Source organism: Streptomyces sp. NPDC058637, assembly GCF_042717325.1.
Lineage (GTDB): Bacteria > Actinomycetota > Actinomycetes > Streptomycetales > Streptomycetaceae > Streptomyces.
On sequence record NZ_JBHXRD010000011.1, the window covers coordinates 117,009 to 135,700 of the forward strand.

16 protein-coding genes and 1 tRNA gene are annotated in these 18,692 nt (G+C 72.0%); 11 read left to right on the forward strand and 6 right to left on the reverse strand.

The genetic code is table 11. The features are described from left to right. Positions 1–67 precede the first annotated feature (67 nt). The 3 genes from ACFWVP_RS13785 to ACFWVP_RS13795 form a co-directional block, all read right to left on the reverse strand. Positions 68–961: a cellulose-binding protein gene (locus ACFWVP_RS13785; RefSeq protein ID WP_384496365.1), complete on the reverse strand. Its 894-nt coding sequence runs from the start codon at positions 959–961 to the stop codon at positions 68–70. A 191-nt stretch (positions 962–1,152) separates the two neighbouring features. Beyond that, positions 1,153–3,561: an SUKH-4 family immunity protein gene (locus ACFWVP_RS13790; RefSeq protein ID WP_384496366.1), complete on the reverse strand. Its 2,409-nt coding sequence runs from the start codon at positions 3,559–3,561 to the stop codon at positions 1,153–1,155. Continuing rightward, on the reverse strand, positions 3,558–4,538 hold the full coding sequence (locus tag ACFWVP_RS13795; protein WP_384496368.1) for an SMI1/KNR4 family protein: 981 nt from the start codon (positions 4,536–4,538) through the stop codon (positions 3,558–3,560). The genes ACFWVP_RS13790 and ACFWVP_RS13795 overlap by 4 nt, the downstream gene beginning before the upstream one ends. Positions 4,539–4,776: 238 nt before the next feature. On the opposite strand from ACFWVP_RS13795, the gene ACFWVP_RS13800 reads away from it, so the two are divergent. Next, the gene (locus ACFWVP_RS13800) at positions 4,777–5,301 is read left to right on the forward strand and encodes a YwqJ-related putative deaminase (protein ID WP_384496370.1); all 525 of its coding nucleotides are present in this window, start codon (positions 4,777–4,779) and stop codon (positions 5,299–5,301) included. Between the two features lie 8 nt (positions 5,302–5,309). Beyond that, complete coding sequence (locus ACFWVP_RS13805; RefSeq protein ID WP_384496371.1) at positions 5,310–5,828, forward strand: SUKH-3 domain-containing protein; 519 nt, start codon at positions 5,310–5,312, stop codon at positions 5,826–5,828. An 86-nt stretch (positions 5,829–5,914) separates the two neighbouring features. On the opposite strand, the gene ACFWVP_RS13810 is transcribed toward ACFWVP_RS13805, so the two are convergent. Continuing rightward, positions 5,915–7,216, reverse strand: a complete 1,302-nt coding sequence (locus tag ACFWVP_RS13810) for a sensor histidine kinase (RefSeq protein WP_384496373.1) — start codon at positions 7,214–7,216, stop codon at positions 5,915–5,917. A 424-nt stretch (positions 7,217–7,640) separates the two neighbouring features. On the opposite strand from ACFWVP_RS13810, the gene ACFWVP_RS13815 reads away from it, so the two are divergent. From ACFWVP_RS13815 to ACFWVP_RS13840, 6 genes are all read left to right on the forward strand, one after another. After that, a tRNA-Gln gene (locus ACFWVP_RS13815) sits at positions 7,641–7,712 on the forward strand. Positions 7,713–7,820: 108 nt separating this feature from the next. After that, positions 7,821–9,269, forward strand: coding sequence for a bifunctional UDP-N-acetylglucosamine diphosphorylase/glucosamine-1-phosphate N-acetyltransferase GlmU (glmU, locus tag ACFWVP_RS13820; RefSeq protein WP_384496375.1), 1,449 nt, complete (start codon positions 7,821–7,823; stop codon positions 9,267–9,269). Between the two features lie 119 nt (positions 9,270–9,388). Beyond that, on the forward strand, positions 9,389–10,366 hold the full coding sequence (locus tag ACFWVP_RS13825) for a ribose-phosphate diphosphokinase (protein WP_384496377.1): 978 nt from the start codon (positions 9,389–9,391) through the stop codon (positions 10,364–10,366). Positions 10,367–10,576: 210 nt separating this feature from the next. Beyond that, positions 10,577–11,155, forward strand: coding sequence for a 50S ribosomal protein L25/general stress protein Ctc (locus tag ACFWVP_RS13830; RefSeq protein ID WP_384496378.1), 579 nt, complete (start codon positions 10,577–10,579; stop codon positions 11,153–11,155). Positions 11,156–11,260: 105 nt separating this feature from the next. Next, complete coding sequence (gene pth / locus ACFWVP_RS13835; protein WP_384496379.1) at positions 11,261–11,854, forward strand: aminoacyl-tRNA hydrolase; 594 nt, start codon at positions 11,261–11,263, stop codon at positions 11,852–11,854. Positions 11,855–11,929: 75 nt separating this feature from the next. Then, entirely contained in the window at positions 11,930–12,403 is a 474-nt protein-coding gene (locus ACFWVP_RS13840) for a hypothetical protein (RefSeq protein ID WP_384496381.1), read from the forward strand. A gap of 30 nt (positions 12,404–12,433) precedes the next feature. Here the strand turns inward: ACFWVP_RS13840 and ppc are convergent, their stop codons facing one another. Further along, positions 12,434–15,163 carry a phosphoenolpyruvate carboxylase gene (gene ppc / locus ACFWVP_RS13845; protein WP_383734544.1) on the reverse strand — a complete coding sequence of 910 codons (2,730 nt, stop codon included), beginning with the start codon at positions 15,161–15,163 and terminating at the stop codon, positions 12,434–12,436. Between the two features lie 317 nt (positions 15,164–15,480). Here ppc and ACFWVP_RS13850 point away from each other — a divergent pair, with 317 nt between their 5' ends. The 3 genes from ACFWVP_RS13850 to ACFWVP_RS13860 all read left to right on the forward strand — a co-directional run bounded on the left by ACFWVP_RS13850 (position 15,481) and on the right by ACFWVP_RS13860 (position 17,847). Next, positions 15,481–16,464, forward strand: a complete 984-nt coding sequence (locus ACFWVP_RS13850; RefSeq protein ID WP_384496383.1) for an acyl-CoA desaturase — start codon at positions 15,481–15,483, stop codon at positions 16,462–16,464. Beyond that, positions 16,461–17,147: a TetR family transcriptional regulator gene (locus tag ACFWVP_RS13855; protein ID WP_384496385.1), complete on the forward strand. Its 687-nt coding sequence runs from the start codon at positions 16,461–16,463 to the stop codon at positions 17,145–17,147. Before ACFWVP_RS13850 ends, ACFWVP_RS13855 begins: the two co-directional genes overlap by 4 nt. A 97-nt stretch (positions 17,148–17,244) precedes the next feature. Next, positions 17,245–17,847, forward strand: a complete 603-nt coding sequence (locus tag ACFWVP_RS13860) for a Uma2 family endonuclease (RefSeq protein ID WP_384496539.1) — start codon at positions 17,245–17,247, stop codon at positions 17,845–17,847. A 16-nt stretch (positions 17,848–17,863) separates the two neighbouring features. On the opposite strand, the gene ACFWVP_RS13865 is transcribed toward ACFWVP_RS13860, so the two are convergent. Next, a complete protein-coding gene (locus ACFWVP_RS13865; RefSeq protein WP_384496387.1) occupies positions 17,864–18,661 on the reverse strand; it encodes a trans-aconitate 2-methyltransferase in 798 nt (265 codons plus the stop codon). Positions 18,662–18,692: the final 31 nt, after the last annotated feature.

Genomic DNA, 18,692 nt, shown 5'->3' on the forward strand with positions numbered 1-18,692 from the left:
ACGCAACCCGGGGCGGCAGCGCGACGGCCTCCCCCACGCGCCACCTTTCGGCCTTCGCCCTGCCCCGTCAGTCCCCGGCCGGGGACGTGCGCCCCGTGAGCGCCGCCAGTGAGCTGCGTACGTGGGCCATGTGCGCCCGCGCCTCCTCGCGGCCCTCCTCGTGCTCCCGCAGCACCCTCTCGGTCTCCCGGACCACCCGCTCCTCGGCGACCCGCGCCCCCGAGAGCAGCTCCGCGGCCCGCGCCTCGGCGTCCTCCTGACCGTGCCGGGCGGCCTCCTCCGCCTCCGAGAGCTCCCGCCGTGCCCGCTCCAGCAGTGCCTCGGCCCGCGCCGTCAGCTCCGCCTCACGCGCCGCCGCGGCGGCCTCCGCCCCGGCGGTCTCCGCCTCCGCGGCCTTGCCCCGCTCGGCGTGCTCCTGCTCCTGATGGGCCAGCACCCCGGCCGTACGGCGACGGGTCTCCGCCATCTCGGCCTCGGCGGCCCCACGCGTCCCGCCGGCCTCCGCGCGCGCCTCCTCGACTAGCGCCTCGGCCGTGCCCCGCGCCGCGGCCAGCACCTCCTCCGCTCGGGCGTCGGCGGCCGACCGCACACCCCCGGCGGCCTCCCGCGCCGCCTCACGGACGGAGCGGCCCGCCGCGTCCGCCGCGTCCCGCAGCTCCTGCGCCGCCTCCAGAGCCGCCCCGCGGGACGCCTCCGACTCGGCCTCCGCGAGGGCGAGGATCTCCTGGGCCCGCTCCCCCAGCGAGACGTACGTCTGCGGTGCGAGGGAGGCGACCTCCTCAGCGAGCCGCGCCGACTCGGCCGTCAGCTCCTCGGCCAGGGCCGTCAGCCGGGAGAGCCGGTCCAGGGCCCCGTCCCGCTCGGCCGACAACGCGGCCACGGTGCGGTCCACCTGCTCCGGACGGTAACCACGCCCCCGTACACCGACGAAGTCGTACGCGGACACCGGTCCACCACTCATCCCTGAAGCCCTCTTTCCCGCTCTCCGGATCCCCGACCACCAAGCAATACGTCAAGGATGCGGCAATTGGTGCCGGAAGTCGGAATCGATCAGACCCTTTCAAGACGGAAGCGACAGGCATCACAACCCCCCGCACGCACAGGACGCGCGGTCCCGCATGGGGCCGGGCGTCCTGCACACAACGGGTCAGGTCAGAGCAGTCCGTCCCACATCTGCTCCAGCAGAACCGACCACCAGCTCTCCGGCGACGCCAGCGCCGCCGGGTCCAGGGCCACCAACTGCGCCTGGAAATCGACCGTCCAACGGCCCGCCTGCTCGGGATTCAGTCCGAACCGAAGCCGCCACATGCGGCCCAGCAGCGCCATCGACCGCACGAACTCCGGCAGTCCCGTGTTCACGAACTGCGGCGGTACGGGCTGCCCGCCGGGACCCGCCTCGACCGGCACGGCCACGATGTTCGCCGTGCCGTACTGCACACAGATCGCCCGGCCGAAGTCGGACCCCATCACCAGATACGAACCCGCGTCCGGGGCCGGCTGCACCTGGCGCTGCACCGCCAGCTCCGCCAGCGTCGGCACCACGGGGTGCCCCGGCTGCGCCCAGAAGAACGGACCGAAGTCGGCGGGCAGTCCCGCCCACACCAGGGTCTGCGCCACGACCTCGGGCACGCCCTGCCGGGACACCGCACGCTGGTCGAAGCGGAGCACACCCTGCGGGCCGAAGGCCCCGAGCAGTTCCTCGGCCAGCGCCTCCGGCGGTACGGCCGTGGCGGGCGGCATCTGCGGCAGCGGCGCCCGCACGGGAGCCGGCCGCGCCGGACCGTCGGCGACCTGGTGCAGCTCACCCTGATGCGTCAGCAGATGCTGCATGCCCTGCTGACGGCTCGCGTGATCCGTGCCGTACGGTGCGACGCTCGTGATCCGGACCTGCGGCCAGGTCTCCCGGATCATCCGCGCGCAGTAACCACCGGGCAGCTCGCAGGACGCCAGTTCCGTGTGCAGCTCGATGACCTGCTGCGGCGGCACGTTCATCCCGCGCAGCTCGTGCAGCATCTGCCACTCGGGGTGCGGAGTCCCCGGCGCCGAGCGCCGGATCAGCTGCTGCTCGCTGCCGTCGGGGGCGCGGAAGCGCAGCACCGCCTGGTAGCCCGGACCGACCGTGGGCTGACCGGAGGGCTGCTGCGGGTAGCCGTAGGCCGGGGGCGGCGGGGTGTGCGGGCCCCCGGGCGGACCGGGCGGCTGCGGAGCACCCGGGCCGCCCGGCCCCGGCCCCGCGAACATGGTCTCGGCGTGATGCGCCCCGCCACCCGGGGGCGGCGTCGCCCTGGGAGCGCCGGGCGGACCGGGCGGCTGCGGAGCGCCGGGCACGCCGTTTGGACCGGGCGGCTGCGGAGCGCCCGGGGCCCCGGGAGGGCCAGGGGGCCGGGGCACGTGCGGGCCGCCGATGCTCGCGTCGGCGAACATCGTCGCGGCGTGGTGGATCCCACCTCCCGGGGGCGGCGTCGCCCCGGGCGGACCGGGAGGAGCGGGCGGCTGCGGAGCGCCGGGCACGCCGGGCACGCCGGGTGGTCCGGGCGGCTGCGGAGCGCCCGGGGCCCCGGGAGGGCCGAGCTGCGAGACGAGCTGCGTCGGGACGTACCCGCCGGCCGTACCGGGTCCCGACGGTGGCGGGGTCGCGCCGGGCCGTGCGCCCGGGGTGCCGGGCGCGCCCGGCGGCGGCGGAGGCGTCGGGCCGGTGCCGCGCGCGCCGCGCGGCGGCACGACGGCCTTGCTCGTCGCCGCGTCCGCGATGTCGCCCGTGCCGCCCCCCGGAGGGGCGGATCGCACGGGGTGGCCCGCCTGGGGGTCCAGCCCGGGGACCACCGCGGTCCGGGGCAGCTGGCTGCCTCCCGAGATCAGGGCGGTGGGCGCCTCGGCCGACACGACCGGCGGCGGGGTCCCGTCGTCGTCCGAACCGGAGAGCGGCGGCGCGAACACCGTCGCCGGCAGCCCCACCGCGCCTTCCTCCGAACCCGCGTTGGTGTCCGTTCCCGCCCACGGGGTCGCCCCGGCGGGCACGCCGTCGGACGCGGTGGGCTCGTAGTCACCCTGCCCGCCCGCGGCCGGCCACGGGGTGGCCCCCGAATCAGCCGGCCCGGCAGGAGCGGGGGACGGGGAGGGGATGGGGGCGGGAGCCGGAAGAGGCGCCGGAGGCGTGTCCGACTCCGCCCGCCGGTCCGGGATGCCCAGCTTGTCCGCCGCTTCCTGGAGCCACTCCGGCGGGGTCAACAGGAACGACGTCTGATTCAGATCGATGCGCTGCGGCGGCTCCGGAGTCGCCGGCGCCCCCTCGGGCGCCCCGTACTCCTCCTCGTACCGCCGGATCACCTCGCCGACCGGCAGTCCCGGCCACAGGGTGGCCTCACCGCTGTCGCGGGCGATCACCAGCCGCTGACGGCCGCCGTCCGAGATCGGGCCCTCCGCCCGGTCCTCGGCCCACACCACGAAGCCGAGTTCGAATTCGCGGACCCGCACCTCACGGTGCTGGTAGGCGGGCACGTCACCGTTGACCCACTCGTCCGCCCGCTCCTGCGCCTGCGCGAAGGTCACCACCGCGCTCACCCCTCCACCGGGACGGCCCGCGCGAAGCCGCCGTCCACCATCAGGTTCGCCACGGTCTCCAGCTCCGGCGGATTACCCGCGAGACGCTGGAGGAAGGCGTCGAAGTCCGCACCACAGGGCAGCAGCAGCCGGTCCACGCGCTCCTGCACACCCCAGCCGTCCTGGTCCCTGGCGTCGTCGTACGCGCAGAACCACACCGAGCCCACGTCACCGCCGCCCCGCACCTTCACGGCGATGATGCCGCCCTGGACGAAGGCGACACCCAGGTAGTCCTTGGTGAAGTGGTCCCGCAGGCACTTGTTGACGTACACCAGGTCGTTCACGGCGGCCTCCTCGCGCACCGTGAAGAACGGCTGGTCGACCAGCAGACCGAGCTCCGCGTCCAGCGCCGCGCCGACCGGGGCCGAACCGCCGGCCGCCTTCAGGAACGAGCGGTACGCGCCGGGGAGCCGGTAGCCGAGGTCCTCCTCGACACCCAGGACCTGCTGCTCGCTCACCGCCACCGCGCCCTTCGGCAGGCGGAAGTGGGCGGGCCTGGTCTCCTGCAGCGGCCGGGTGCCCCGCCGGTTCTGGTCCACCGAGGTGGTCGCCAGGCCGCCGTGGTGACGCAGCAGCGCCTTCACCTCGACCGGGACGAGCTCCATCCGCCGGCCGCCCGCCACGTGGTGCCACGTCCAGCCGTGCGGAGTGGCCACCGCCGGAATCGTGTCCCACAGCTCGTGCCCGCTCGCCGCCATGGCCGCGTTCGCCGACACGTAGTCCGTGAGCCGCAGCTCGTCGATGCCGAATCCCGGCGGCGGTTCAGCGATCTCCGCGGCGGCACGGGCGTACGGAGAAAGCACCGGGTAGCCGTTCGCGTCCACGCGCACACCCCTGGGATGGCGGGACGCCCGGACCGGGTCCGGGAAGTGCACGACCTGCCCGGCGTAGGCCGCGTTCGGTGGCGCGGTTTGCTGACCGAGCCGACCTGTCGTCATGGCGGTTGCCCCCTGCTGCGTCTGGTGTTCCGCACAGCCTATGCGGTGCCGCGACAAGGGCTCCCGCCTCCTCCGCACCCCTTCACCGAACGTCACCACCGCGTGACGGACGTGCGACGACCGGACCACCGAGCCGCGACACGCAGACACGTTTCAGCGCCCCAGCTTCCCCAGCACCCTGCATATTTGGCAGGCTGTCCCCCGCAACTCGGGGGATTGCGGGAGGGATGTCCACACCATGCACTCTGCACAAACAGTCACATCCGGAGATCCGCGACTCAGCTGGAGCAGCACCGAACCCAGCCGCGCGCCACAACTCCACCACCGCCGCGACGGCATCCTGCCGGCCGTGGCCGCAGCGCTGTCCGTACGCGGCGAGACACTGACCTGCACCGCCGGCAAGGGGGACCGGCCGCCGGTGCTCCACCCACTCGTCCAGGACTTCCTCGACACCCTCCCCAGCGGTCAGCGCGAGCGCTTCACGGGGCGCTGCCCCGAGGCGATACTGCTCTCCCGTCAGCTCACCGCGGCCGACGCCGGCCGGTCCAAGCGCGCCCAGCGCAAGCCCCTCACCAACGGGGAGGCCCGCCGGGCGCTCAAGCACGCCCGGCTCACGGCCCGGCACATCCGCGAGGACGGCGACCCGCTGCACGGCAGTTACGCGCGCCCCTGCCGCTCCTGCACGGAGATGCTCGCCCACTTCGGCGTACGCCCCGTCGACCTCACCACCGCCGGGGCGGCGACCACCGCCGAGAAGGGCTGAGCACACAGATGCGCGACCGAACCGACGTACCCGCCCAGCAGGACCGCGTCTCGTCCACCCGCTTCCCCGTCGCCGTGGACGCCGCCCTGCGGCAGGCCGGCTGGGAGCCGGGACGCTGGGACATCCGGCAGGCCGAGGAGTGGGCCGACGCCCTGCGCTCCCACGCCTCGCCCGCCGGGCACCGGCACGCGGTCTTCCCGGCGGCGGTCGAGGCGTGGGCGGAGTTCGGCAGGCTGCGCGTCACCGGGTCCGCGCCGGGCCGGCAGATCGCACCGACCGCGGTGCGCATCGACCCGCTGAGCGGGCTGCACCTCGCCCGTACGCTCGGGGACCTGGGGCGCGCGCTGGACACCGAGGTGGCACCGCTGGGCGAGGAGGGCGACGGACAGGCGGTGCTGGCGATCGACAGCGAGGGCCGGGTCTACTCCATCGACCACACGGGCGACTGGTACCTGGGCTCGGACATCGACCGAGCCCTGGCCACCCTGATCACCGGCACCCAACCCGACCGCCTCACGTCCCCCTGACAGTTCGCCGAGTCGCCGGGGGGTTACGGACGGGCAGTCACCCCATATGTCCCGCTGTGGGCGTCCGTAATCCCCCAACGACCTGGCTAGACGGTGGGGAGGACGGCTGAGACCCGGTAGCCGCCCGCGTCCGTGGGGCCTGATACGAAGACGCCGCCCAGGGCCAGCACCCGTTCGCGCATGCCCACCAGGCCGTTGCCGCCGCTCGGCAGCCCGGCGTCCGCCGTGGCCCCGTCCGTCGGGCCGTTCTCCACCTGCATCGCGACCTCGGAGCCCCGGTGCGCCAGCCGCACCCACGTCTTCGCACCCGCCGCGTGCTTGTGCACGTTCGTCAGGGCTTCCTGCACCACCCGGTACGCCGCCTGCTCGACCTCCGGGGCGTACCGGCGCAGCTCGCCGTCCACCGAGAGCTCGACCGTCATCCCCGCCTCCCGGGACTGCGCGACGAGCGCCTCCACCTCGCGCAGTCGCGGCCCCTCCTCCGCGGCCGCCGCCGCGGCGGCGGCCGCCGCCCGGCCCACCGAGGCCAGCGGGACCCGGCCCGCCGGCGGGGCGACGAGCGCGTCCCCGCTGCGCAGGACACCGAGCATCTCCCGCAGCTCCGTCAGCGCCTGCCGGCCCATGTCGCCGACCAGCGCCGCGTTGCGCACCGCCTTCGCCGGGTCCTTGGGCGCCACCGCCTGGAGCGCCGCCGCGTGCACGACCATCAGGCTGACCCGGTGGGCGACCACGTCGTGCATCTCGCGGGCGATCCTGCCCCGCTCCTCCGTACGCGCCCACTCGGCCCGCTCCTCGGCCCGGTCCGCCAGGAGCGACAGCTCCCGCTCCAGCGAGTCGGCCCGCTCCCGCAGGCTCTCCATGAGCCGCCGCCGCGCCCCGATGTACAGACCGAGGAGCACGGACGGCGCCGTCAGCCCCAGCGCCATGAAGAGGGACATCAGCAGGACGTACCAGTCGCCCGACTCGGCCTGGGCGGTGACGCTCTGCCGCAGCCGTACGTAGGTGACGATGAGCGTGCCGACCAGTGTCATCCCCGTCAGCACGACGGTGATCCTGCGCGGCACGTCCGAGGCGGCCAGCGTGTACAGGCCGACGAGGGCCATCAGGAAGCCCATCTCGGCGGGCGTCATCGCGATCGACACCAGCACCACGGCGATCGGCCGGCGCCGGCGCACCAACAGCACCGATCCGGCCAGCAGCCCGAAGATCACCGCCACCGGCACCGGCAGCCCGGTGTCCCCGGCGAACCGCACCCCCTCCAGCGCACACTCCAGCGCCGAAACCAGCGCCAGTCCCACGTCCAGGGCGACACCGCGCCGCCGCTCCCACCACCAGTAGCCGCGGGTGGTCGGTCCCGCCGCTTCCCGGTCTGCCCCCGTTGCGGTCATGGCATCCAGACTACGGGCGGGCGCATCCCGATTTCCGGAGACTCCGTCAGCGCGGGAGGCACCCTGGCGTGTACGGAGGCGGGGAACCGGGTTCCGCTTCGGAGCGGGCACCCGACTGCGGACGCCGGCACCCGATGCCGGACGCCGGACGCCCGACGCCGGGCGAGCGCAATCCGACATCCGTGCGGGAAGAACCCGGAAGATCGCGGGAGATCAGCGGGACTGTCGGCGGGCGATCAGCGTGACCATCGGCGGGAGGTCGCACCCGGTGACGGGGGAACGCGGGAGAACACCGGTGAGGGCCAACGGGATTGTCCCGGCGGCCGTGCAGCCGGGGCACCCGGTTTCACCGTCGCGCGGAGGGCGCTCGGTACGGCATAGTGTTGGGTGCCGATCGAGCGGACTGAAGAAGCATCCGCTTTGTTCCCCCATGGTGTAATTGGCAGCACAGTAGCTTTTGGTGCTATTTGTCCGGGTTCGAGTCCTGGTGGGGGAGCTTTGTACGCGGGCCCCGACCTCACCGGTCGGGGCCCGCGCTCGTTTCACGCCGAAACACCCCCGGTATCCTGCGGATGTCCACCACCCGAAGCCGAAGGGCACATCCGTGAGCGCCAACCCCCCGGCCGCCGTCGTCGTCCTCGCAGCGGGTGAGGGCACCCGCATGAAGTCGAAGACCCCCAAGGTCCTGCACGAGATCTCCGGGCGCTCGCTCGTCGGACATGTCGTCGCCGCCTCCCGTGAGCTGGGCCCCGAGCACCTCGTCGTGGTCGTCGGCCACGCGAGCGAGCAGGTCACCGCGCACCTCACCGCCGGGGACACCCCCGTACGCACCGCCTACCAGGCCGAGCAGAACGGCACCGGACACGCCGTGCGCATGGGGCTCGAAGAGCTCGGCGGCACCGTCGAGGGCACCGTGATCGTCGTCTGCGGCGACACCCCACTGCTCTCCGGCGAGACCCTGTCCGCACTCGCCGCCACCCACTCCGCCGACGCGAACGCCGTCACCGTGCTGACCGCCGAGGTCCCGGACTCCACCGGCTACGGCCGGATCGTCCGCGACGCGGCCACCGGCGCGGTCACCGCGATCGTCGAGCACAAGGACGCCACCGAGGCGCAGCGCGCGATCCGCGAGATCAACTCCGGGGTCTTCGCCTTCGACGGCCGGCTGCTCGGCGACGCGCTCGGCAAGGTGCGCACGGACAACAGCCAGGGCGAGGAGTACCTCACCGACGTGCTGTCGATCCTGCGCGAGGCGGGCCACCGGGTGGGCGCGTCGGTCGCGCCCGACCACCGGGAGATCCTGGGCATCAACAACCGGCTGCAGCTGGCCGAGGCCCGGCGGCTGCTCAACGAGCGCCTGCTGGAGCGCGCCATGCTGGCCGGCGTGACGGTCGTGGACCCGGCGTCGACGCTGATCGACGCCACGGTGACGTACGAGCGGGACGCGGTGGTGCACCCGGGTACGCAGCTGCTGGGCACGACTCACCTCGCCGAGGACGCCGAGGCCGGCCCCAACTCCCGGCTGACGGACACCGTCGTGCACGCGGGCGCGCGGGTGGACAACACGGTCGCGCTCGGTGCCGAGGTCGGCCCCGGCGCGACGGTCGGCCCCTTCGCCTACCTGCGGCCGGGCACCCGGCTGGGCGCGAAGTCGAAGGCCGGGGCGTACGTGGAGATGAAGAACGCCACGATCGGCGAGGGCACCAAGGTCCCGCACCTGAGCTACGTCGGTGACGCGACGATCGGCGACCACACCAACATCGGTGCGGCGAGCATCTTCGTGAACTACGACGGTGTGGCCAAGCACCACACCACGATCGGGTCCCACTGCCGGACCGGGTCGGACAATATGTTTGTGGCGCCCGTCACGGTGGGGGACGGCGTTTACACGGCGGCGGGTTCGGTCATCACCAAGGATGTGCCGTCCGGTTCGCTGGCCGTCGCCCGGGGCCAGCAGCGGAATATCGAGGGCTGGGTGGCCCGGAAGCGTCCCGGCAGCGCGGCCGCGCAGGCGGCCCAGGCCGCGGCCGGGGAGGCCGACGCCGAAAGCTGACCGGAAACAGGTGCGCCGAAGGCGGCGTACCGTGATAGATGCTCACCCATTTCGGCTGGCTCGTCGCACATCGGGACACATGCGCGCGGCGCCAGATACACGTCTGAGGAGACTGTGCTGTGACCGGGATCAAGACGACCGGCGAGAAGAAACTGATGTTCTTCTCCGGCCGCGCCCACCCCGAGCTGGCCGAGGAGGTCGCACATCAACTGGGTGTCGGTCTCGTGCCGACGAAGGCCTTCGATTTCGCCAACGGTGAGATCTACGTGCGTTTCCAGGAGTCCGCCCGCGGCGCCGACTGCTTCCTGATCCAGAGCCACACGGCTCCGATCAACAAGTGGATCATGGAGCAGCTCATCATGCTGGACGCGCTGAAGCGCGCGTCCGCCCGGTCCATCACGGTGATCGTGCCGTTCTACGGCTACGCCCGCCAGGACAAGAAGCACCGTGGTCGCGAGCCGATCTCGGCGCGTCTGATCGCGGACCTGATGAAGACGGCGGGTGCGGACCGCATCCTCACCGTGGACCTGCACACCGACCAGATCCAGGGCTTCTTCGACGGACCGGTCGACCACTTGTTCGCGCTGCCGATCCTGGCGGACTACGTGGGCGCCAAGGTCGACCGTTCGAAGCTGACGATCGTCTCCCCGGACGCCGGCCGCGTGCGCGTGGCCGACCGCTGGTGCGACCGGCTGGACGCGCCGCTGGCGATCGTCCACAAGCGCCGCGACAAGGACGTGCCGAACCAGGTCAGCGTCCACGAGGTCGTCGGCAACGTCCAGGGCCGGGTCTGCGTGCTGGTCGACGACATGATCGACACGGGCGGCACGATCTGCGCCGCCGCCGACGCCCTGTTCGCGCACGGCGCCGAGGACGTCATAGTGACGGCCACCCACGGCGTGCTGTCCGGGCCGGCCGCGGACCGTCTGAAGAACTCGAAGGTCAGCGAGTTCGTCTTCACGGACTCCCTGCCGACCCCGGGCGAGCTGGAGATCGACAAGATCACGGTTCTCTCGATCGCGCCGACGATCGCGCGCGCGGTGCGCGAGGTCTTCGAGGACGGTTCGGTCACGAGCCTCTTCGAGGAGCAGGCGTGACACCGCGGTGATCAGCGGATGATCACCCACACGTGATCCACTTTGGGTGCGGCCTCCCCGCCGGGTAGACTCAGCGAGTTGCTCGGCGAGGGAGGCCGTTCTCATGAGTTCTCATGGGGGCCGGCGGTCCGTTATCGACGCGCTCTTCGTAGCAGGCCTGTCGTGGGCCGGGTGACCGTCGCAGTTCCGTCACCTTACGAGGAGTGCATCATGGCCGAGATCAAGCTCGCCGCAGAGGTCCGTACCGAGTTCGGCAAGGGCGCCGCCCGCCGTACCCGTCGTGCCAACATGGTCCCCGCGGTCGTCTACGGCCACGGTGCCGAGTCCGTCCACATCAACCTGCCGGCCCACCAGCTGCAGCTGGCGCTCCGCACCGCCAACGTCCTCATCGGTCTCGAGATCGACGGCAAGGACGCCCTGGTCATCCCGAAGGCCGTCCAGCGCAACGCCATCAAGGGCAACATCGAGCACGTCGACCTCCTCACCGTGAAGCGCGGCGAGAAGGTCGAGGTCGAGATCGCGGTGCACGTCGAGGGCGAGCTGGCCCCGGGCGCCAACCTGCTCGAGTACGTGCAGAACACCCTGCTCGTCGAGGCCGAGGCCACCCACATCCCCGAGTCCGTCACGGTCTCCATCGCGGGTCTGGACGCCGGTGACTCGATCCTGGCGAAGGACATCCCGCTGCCCAAGGGCTCCGTGCTCGCGGGCGACGAGGACGCCGTCGTGCTCCAGATCGTCGCCGCGCAGGTCGAGGAGGCCCCCGCCGAGGAGGCTCCCGCCGAGGCCTGATCCTCGCCCCACCTGCTTCACTGACGGGGTGGCGGTTCCCTTCCGGGGATCCGCCGCCCCGTTTCCCTGTCAACACTGGTCCGTACGCGAGGAGACCGAGCGCAGATGTCCGACGTCACCGACCCCTGGCTGATCGTGGGCCTCGGCAACCCCGGTCCCGAGTACGCGGCGAACCGGCACAACGTCGGGTTCATGGTCGCCGACCTCCTGGCCGAGCGGATCGGCGGGAAGTTCAAGCGGGCGCAGAAGGCGCAGGCGCAGGTGCTGGAGGGCCGGATCGGTCCGCCCGGACCCGCGAGCCGGCGGGTGGTGCTGGCCAAGCCGATGTCGTACATGAATCTGTCCGGCGGGCCCGTCACGGCGCTGCGCGACTTCTACAAGGTGCCCACGGACCACATCGTGGCGGTCCATGACGAGCTGGACATCGACTTCGGCATGCTGCGGCTGAAGCTGGGCGGCGGCGACAACGGGCACAACGGGCTGAAGTCGATGACGAAGGCCATGGGTCCGGACTACCACCGGGTGCGGTTCGGGATCGGCCGTCCGCCGGGGCGGATGCAGGTCGCCGACTTCGTGCTGAAGGACTTCTCGGGTACGGAGCGCAAGGAGCTGGCCTACCTGGTCGACCGGGCGGCGGACTCGGTGGAGTGCCTGCTGGCGGACGGGCTGGATCGGGCCCAGACCACGTACAACTCCTGACATTCCCGCTGGTTCTCGGGCCATTTTCGGCCACAGGTTGACCGAGGGCACGGCTCTGCCCAAAAATCGGCCCCCATGAAAAAGCGGAGCTCCTCCCCCCGGCTGCTGGCCCACGGCCGTGCTTTCCTCGCGGGCTGCATCGTCCTGCTGCTGCTCGTCGCGGGTACGTGGTCGTCCTGGAACACCGCGCACCACATCGTCCTGGCCAAGGGCCGTGAGCACGGCACCATGGCGGTCACGGGGTGCGGCGAGGACGTGTGCACGGGGTCGTTCGCACCCGACGCGGAGTCGGGTGACCGGGCCGCCGTGACGGTCCCGCGGTCCGTCGCGGCGAAGAAGGGTGACCGCTTCCCCGTCGTGGTGAAGCCCGGCACCGGTGACGTCGTACGCACCGGAACGCCGGGCTTTCTGCATGCCTGGGTGCCGCTGGGCGGCGCGCTGGTGCTGGCCGCCCTGGTGATCGGCGGCGGTCTGCGGCTGACGCGGACCGCCTGGGGTACGGGGATCGCGGGCGCGGCCCTGCTGACGGCGACGTTCATCGCCCTCTGACAGGGCCGCACCCGCTCACCTCCGTACGGGTCAGCCGGTGTTGCGCAGGCCCGCGGCGACACCGTTCACGGTGAGCAGCAGGGCCCGGGCGAGCAGCGGGTCGGCCTCCTCGCCCCGCTCGGCCGCCTGGCGCTGGCGGGCCAGCAGCGACACCTGGAGGTAGGAGATCGGGTCCAGGTAGGCGTCGCGGATGGCGAAGGTCTGCTGGAGCACCGGGCTGGTGCCGAGCAGTTCGGTGTTGCCGGTGACCTTGAGGACTTCCTGGACGGTCAGCGCGTGCTCGGCCTCGATGTCGTCGAAGACGTGCTTGAGCTCGTCGGGGACGAGGGTGTCGACGTAGTGCCGGGCGATGCGCAGGTCGGTCTTGGCGAGGGTCATCTCGACGTTGGAGAGGAAGTTCTGGAAGAAGTGCCAGTGTTCGTGCATCTCTTCCAGGACGGTGCCCAGACCGGCCTCGCGCAGTGCCTTGAGGCCGGAGCCGACGCCGTACCAGCCGGGCACGATCTGCCGTGACTGGGTCCAGCCGAAGACCCACGGGATGGCGCGCAGGCCGTCGAGCGAGACGCCCGAGCCGGGGCGGCGGGAGGGCCGCGAGCCCAGGTGCAGGTCGGCGAGCTGGTCCACCGGGGTGGAGGCGAGGAAGTACGTCGGCAGGTCGGGGTCCTCGACCAGCTTGCGGTACGCGGCGTGGGCGGCGTCCGAGACGGTGTCCATCGCCGCGTCCCAGCGGGCCAGGGCCTCGTCGGACTGACGCGGCGCGGTGTGCAGCGCGGAGGCCTGGAGGGTGGCCGCGACGGTCAGCTCCAGGTTCTCCCGGGCGAGGGCGGGGATGAGGTACTTGTCGGAGATGACCTCGCCCTGCTCGGTCACCTTGATCTCGCCCTCCAGCGTGCCCCAGGGCTGCGCGAGGATCGCGTCGTGCGAGGGGCCGCCGCCGCGGCCCACGGTGCCGCCGCGGCCGTGGAAGAGCCGCAGCCGTACGCCGTAGCGGTGGGCGACGTCGCGGAGCCGGCGCTGGGCGCGGTGGATCTCCCACTGGGAGGTGGTGATGCCGCCGAACTTCGAGGAGTCCGAGTAGCCGAGCATGACCTCCTGGACGTCGCCGCGGAGGGAGACGAGGAGGCGGTAGGAGGGGTCGGCGAGCATCTCGTCGAGGATGACGTCGGCGGCGCGGAGCTCGTCGGTGGTCTCCAGGAGCGGCACGATGCCGATCTTGGCCCAGCCGCCGTGCAGGTCGACGAGGCCGGCCTCACGGGCGAGGACGGCCGCGGCGAAGACGTCGTCGGCGCCCTGGCACATCGAGATGATGTAGGACTCGATGACTTCGGGGCCGAAGCGCTCGAAGGCTTCCTTGATGGTGTGGAAGACGCCGAGGGTCTTCTCGCCCGCGGCGTCCAGCGGGGCCGGGGTCGGGGCGAGCGGGCGACGGGACCTGAGCTCCTTGGCGAGGAGCTTCTGCCGGTAGTCGCGCGGCATGTCGGCGTAGCGCCAGGACTCCTCGCCGAGGCGGTCGAAGAGCTGGCCGAGCGCGTGGTGGTGGGCGTCGGCGTGCTCGCGTACGTCCATGGTGGCGAGCTGCAGGCCGAACGCGGAGAGCGTGCGGATGGTGCGGTCCATCCGGCCGTCGGCGACGATGCCGCCCTTGTGCTCGCGCAGCGAGGTCTGGATGAGGGCCAGGTCGGCGATGAGCTGGGCGGTGCCGAGGTAGTCGCAGCCGGGGCGGTGCGGGGTGCCGGAGGCGAGGCGCTCGCGGGTGTTGACGAGCTTCTGCCGGATACAGGTGGCCTTGAGCCGGTAGGGCTCCTCCGCGTTCAGCCGCTTGTAGCGCGGGCTGATCTCGGGGAGCGCCTCCAGGTCGGCCTGGAGGGAGGCGAGGAGCTCGTCGGTGGCTCCGGTGTAGCGGATGGAGTTGGAGAGCAGTCCGCGCAGCTGGTCGACGAGTTCGAGGGCGTCGGTGATGCCGTGCTCGTGCTGGAGGATCAGCACCTCCCAGGTGACGGCGGGCGTCACGTTGGGGTTGCCGTCGCGGTCTCCGCCGATCCAGGTGCCGAAGGTGAGGGGGCGGGTGCCGGCGGGCAGCTCGACGCCGACGCGCTCCAGTTCGGCGGCCAGGTCCTCCAGGACGTCGCCCACGGCGTTGGCGTGGAGCTCGTCGAGGTAGTAGATGGCGTTGCGGGCCTCGTCGGCGGGCTCCGGGCGGACCACGCGCAGCTCGTCGGTCTGCCAGATGAGGTCGATGTTCTCGGCGAGCCGGATGTCCTGGCGGCGCCGGTCGGCCTCGATGACCGGGGTCTCCAGGAGTGCGGCGATGCGGCGGAGCTTGTTCAGTACGGAGCGCCGGGCGGCCTCGGTCGGGTGCGCGGTGAAGACCGGCCGGACGTTGAGGTTCTTGACCGTCTCGCGCAGGTGCTCGGGGTCCGCGTCCTTGAGCCGGTCGGCGGTACGGGCGAGGAGCCCGCCCTCGGCGGCCCGGCGGTCGCGCATCTCGTGGGCGCGGTGGACCTGCTCGGTGACGTTGGCGAGGTGGAAGTACGTGGAGAAGGCGCGCACGAGCTGCGCGGCGGTCTCCAGGTCCGTGTCGCCGAGAAGCTCGGCTGCTGCCTCGCCGTCGGTACGGGTCAGGGCGCGGACGCGCTCGACGAGGTCGAGGAGGTCCTGGCCCTCCTGGCGTACGAGGGTCTCGCCCAGCAGGTCACCGAGGCGGCGGATGTCGGCCCGCAGTTCGGCTCCGGCGGCAGGGGTCTGGTCGGCACTGCTCACAGTGTGCGGCTCCTTGCAGTGGTTGAGCACTTCTGTCACAGGGGGTCCGGGGCTGTCGCGGTGCTGACGTCACCCCCGGGAAAGCAGAGTGCGGACCGCGCTGTCCGACCCACCCAGGATAGGTGTCCACGGGACCGGCGTGCTCGTTGCCCTTGGGGGCGGTTCGTCCCGACGGCACGGTCCCGGCGCCGCAAGGGTCGTGACGGCCGCGCTCTCGTGCTGCGGGCCTCCTCGCTGGCATACTTACGTTGCCGTAGGTTACGGATGCGTAGCCCGCTCAATCCGTCACATTTCCTCACCCCACGGGGGACTCCCCAATGCCCACCAGCCCCGATGTGATCGACGACGGCCTGCCCACGGCAGGCGACCCCGCACCCCCCTCCGGAACGCTCGGCGGCGACAAGAAGCGTTCGATCGAGCAGATCGCGCTGCTGCTCTTCATCGTGGTGCCGTTCGCGGCCCTGGTCGCGGCGGTGCCGCTGGCCTGGGGCCGCGGTGTCAGCTGGCTCGATCTGGGTCTGCTGGTCGGCATGTACTACCTCGGATGCCACGGCGTGACGATCGGCTTCCACCGCTACTTCACCCACGGTTCGTTCAAGGCGAAGCGTCCGCTCCGCATCGCCCTGGCCGTCGCGGGTTCCATGGCGGTGGAGGGCCCACTGGTGCGCTGGGTGGCCGACCACCGCAAGCACCACCGGTTCTCCGACGCCGAGGGCGACCCGCACTCGCCGTGGCGGTTCGGCGAGACCCTGCCGGCGCTGCTGAAGGGCCTGTGGTGGGCCCACATCGCCTGGATGTTCAACGAGGAGCAGACGCCTCAGCAGAAGTACGCGCCCGACCTGGTCAGGGACCCCGCGCTCCGGGCGATCTCGCGTCACTTCCTCACCTTCACGATCATCTCGCTGGCCATCCCGCCGCTGGTCGGTGGCCTGGTCACGATGTCCTGGTGGGGTGCGTTCACGGCGTTCTTCTGGGGTTCGCTGGTCCGGGTCGCGCTCCTGCACCATGTGACCTGGTCGATCAACTCGATCTGCCACGCGGTCGGCAAGCGGCCCTTCAAGTCCCGTGACCGGTCCGGGAACGTGTGGTGGCTGGCGGTCCTGTCGTGCGGCGAGTCCTGGCACAACCTGCACCACGCGGACCCCACGAGCGCACGGCACGGGGTGATGAGGGGCCAGATCGATTCGAGCGCCCGGCTGATCCGCTGGTTCGAGCAACTGGGCTGGGCGCACGACGTGCGCTGGCCCGACGAGTCCCGTATCGACTCCCGGCGCAAGTCCGTGGCTGCCGACCCGGCATGATTGAGGACGTGGCGACCGACGGAAGCACCAGCGGCGAGAAGAGCAGACCTGCCCCCACCCGCCGGACCCGGCGGGTCCGGATGACCGGCAAGGAGCGCCGCGAACAGCTGCTCGACATCGGCCGCGCCCTTTTCGCCGACAAGGGCTTCGAAGGCACATCGGTGGAGGAGATCGCGGCACGCGCCGGGGTCTCCAAGCCGGTGGTCTACGAGCACTTCGGGGGCAAGGAGGGCCTGTACGCCGTCGTGGTCGACCGTGAGATGCGCCAGTTGCTGGATCTGGTGACCGGCGCGCTCACGGCGGGTCACCCGCGGGAGCTGCTGGAGCAGGCGGCGTTCGCGCTGCTCGACTACATCGAGACGTACACCGACGGCTTCCGGATCCTGGTCCGCGACTCCCCGGTCGCCCAGTCCACGGGTACGTTCGCCTCGCTGATCAGCGATATCGCGACGCAGGTCGAGGACATCCTGGGCATGGAGTTCAAGGCCCGGGGCTTCGACCCGAAGCTGGCCCCGCTGTACGCGCAGGCCCTGGTCGGCATGGTGGCGCTGACCGGCCAGTGGTGGCTGGACGTCCGCAAGCCGAAGAAGGCGGAGGTCGCGGCACATCTGGTGAATCTGGCCTGGCACGGGCTGGAGAACCTGGAGTCGAAGCCGCGGCTGATCGGCCATCGTAAGAGCTGACCGCCGCCGTCGCGTGATCACCCGTTGTGATGACGCGACGGCGAAGCGGCCCATACTGTGGTCGTGCAGGACCAGAATCCCGTCCGTGGGAGGAATCATGACCGCCGAGCCGATCGCCGGGCACAGCAGCCGCTGGCCGGTGCCGCCGCAGGACGGATACACGGTGGACGACCTGTTCACCTTGTCCGATCTCCCGCCGCACACGGAATTGCTCGACGGGAGCCTGGTTTTCGTGAGTCCGCAGCGAGATTTCCACAGCACGATGATCGACCTGCTGATGAGCGGGCTTCGTCACTGCGCGCCGCCGGAGCTGAAGGCACGCCGCGAGATGACCGTGGTCCTCGACCGGCGCAATGCTCCCGAACCGGATGTCTGCGTGATCCGGGCGGAAGCGGCCACCGGACGGGAGCTGACGCGTTTCCAGGCCGCGGACGTCCTCCTCGCCGTCGAGGTGGTCTCCCCCGACTCCGAGGCCCGCGACCGCGAGACCAAACCGCACAAGTACGCGACCGCCGGCATTGCGAACTTCTGGCTGGTCGAGATGACCGGCACCGACCAGCACCCCGTTGTGCGCGTCTACGAGCTGGATCCGGTGACGAAGGCGTACGCGCTGACCGGGATCCATCACGACCGGCTGAAGACGGGTGTCCCCTTCCCCGTGGACATCGACATCTCCGCGGAGGCCCTGGCCGCGCTGTGACGGCCTGCCGGGGCGCTCATCCCGCGGTGCGGGCCACGGCGAAGATCCGGCGGAACGGGAAGACCGTGCCGTGCGGGCCCGCCGGGTAGGCGTCGCGCAGCAGGATGCGGTAGGCGGCCAGGAAGGCGTCGCGGGCTGCCGGGTCGTCGGCCAGGGCGGTGAGGACGGGGCGCAGGCCGGTGCCCGTGACCCAGTCCAGGACGGGGTCCTCGCCGGGCAGCGGGTGGAGGTAGGTGGTCTCCCAGACGTCCACGGTGCGGCCCGGTGCCGTCAGGCGTTCCAGGTAGCGTTCGGGGTCGAGCACCGCGTCCCCGTGGCGCAGCAGGCCGCCCAGGCGGTCCCGCCAGGCCGGGGAGCCGGCCAGTTCGCGCATGAGGGTGTGGCTGGGGGCGTCGAAGTTGCCGGGGACCTGGAAGGCGAGGGTGCCGCCGGGGGCGAGGGCGTCCAGCCAGCGGGGGAAGCGGCTCGCGTGGTCGGGGACCCACTGGAACAGGGCGTTGGAGACGATCAGGTCGTACGTCTCGCCGGGTGTCCAGGTCGCGGCGTCGGCCTCGGCGAAGTCCAGCCGGGGTCCGGCGTGGGCGCGGGCCCGCTCCAGCATCTCCGGGGAGTTGTCGTAGCCGGTGATGCGGGCCTGCGGCCAGCGCGCGGCCAGCAGGGCGGTGACGTTGCCGGCGCCGCAGCCGAGGTCGGCGACGCGGGGGGCGCGGTCGTGGGGAAGCGGGCCGATCCGGGCCAGGAGGTCGTGGAAGGGCCGGGTGCGGTGGTCGGCGTGGCGCAGGTACTGCTGCGGATCCCAGGTGGGTGCGGTCATGGGCCCAGGATCATCCCAGAAATATCTTGAT

What these genes read in the sequence shown, in the direction of transcription:
- ACFWVP_RS13860 (WP_384496539.1), top strand. Translation starts at nt 17,245, where the DNA reads ATGACCGCCGAGCCGATCGCCGGGCACAGCAGCCGCTGGCCGGTGCCG.
- ACFWVP_RS13840 (WP_384496381.1), top strand. Translation starts at nt 11,930, where the DNA reads ATGAAAAAGCGGAGCTCCTCCCCCCGGCTGCTGGCCCACGGCCGTGCT.
- ACFWVP_RS13785 (WP_384496365.1), bottom strand. Translation starts at nt 961, where the DNA reads ATGAGTGGTGGACCGGTGTCCGCGTACGACTTCGTCGGTGTACGGGGG.
- ACFWVP_RS13865 (WP_384496387.1), bottom strand. Translation starts at nt 18,661, where the DNA reads ATGACCGCACCCACCTGGGATCCGCAGCAGTACCTGCGCCACGCCGAC.
- pth (WP_384496379.1), top strand. Translation starts at nt 11,261, where the DNA reads ATGTCCGACGTCACCGACCCCTGGCTGATCGTGGGCCTCGGCAACCCC.
- ACFWVP_RS13795 (WP_384496368.1), bottom strand. Translation starts at nt 4,538, where the DNA reads ATGACGACAGGTCGGCTCGGTCAGCAAACCGCGCCACCGAACGCGGCC.
- ACFWVP_RS13850 (WP_384496383.1), top strand. Translation starts at nt 15,481, where the DNA reads ATGCCCACCAGCCCCGATGTGATCGACGACGGCCTGCCCACGGCAGGC.
- ACFWVP_RS13800 (WP_384496370.1), top strand. Translation starts at nt 4,777, where the DNA reads ATGCACTCTGCACAAACAGTCACATCCGGAGATCCGCGACTCAGCTGG.
- ACFWVP_RS13810 (WP_384496373.1), bottom strand. Translation starts at nt 7,216, where the DNA reads ATGACCGCAACGGGGGCAGACCGGGAAGCGGCGGGACCGACCACCCGC.
- ACFWVP_RS13805 (WP_384496371.1), top strand. Translation starts at nt 5,310, where the DNA reads ATGCGCGACCGAACCGACGTACCCGCCCAGCAGGACCGCGTCTCGTCC.
- ACFWVP_RS13830 (WP_384496378.1), top strand. Translation starts at nt 10,577, where the DNA reads ATGGCCGAGATCAAGCTCGCCGCAGAGGTCCGTACCGAGTTCGGCAAG.
- ACFWVP_RS13855 (WP_384496385.1), top strand. Translation starts at nt 16,461, where the DNA reads ATGATTGAGGACGTGGCGACCGACGGAAGCACCAGCGGCGAGAAGAGC.